1 protein-coding gene is annotated in these 289 nt (G+C 54.3%); it reads left to right on the top strand.

Annotated elements, in window-relative coordinates; all coding sequences use genetic code 11:
• Positions 1 to 42: 42 nt before the first annotated feature.
• The coding region (locus KMS84_RS44485) for a cation transporter (protein WP_498066982.1) at positions 43 to 289 on the top strand (247 nt) is incomplete at its 3' end.

The following is a 289-nucleotide window of genomic DNA, read 5'->3' as shown; positions in this document are numbered from 1 at the left end:
GCTCAAGCCCATTCCGATGCCGACCATTGCTGTTTGAGCAAAGTGGATTCCGCAGGGGCGGTGACTTCACATTCGGCCATGGCTGAGCCAGAAGGCACGACCCTGGTTCGGTATCGCATTGATAAGATGGATTGCCCTACCGAAGAGCGGCTAATTCGTAATCGCTTAGAGCCGATGCCTGGCATCGCACGACTTGATTTCAATCTGTTGGATCGTGAGCTGACAGTGCATCATCGCTTGGATGATCCGAAGGCGATAGTCATCGCTTTGACCGCGCTGGATATGGGGC

This window comes from Streptomyces hilarionis (assembly GCF_024539675.1).
Classification (GTDB): domain Bacteria; phylum Actinomycetota; class Actinomycetes; order Streptomycetales; family Streptomycetaceae; genus Streptomyces; species Streptomyces hilarionis.
This window is presented reverse-complemented; position numbering and strand designations above follow the sequence as displayed.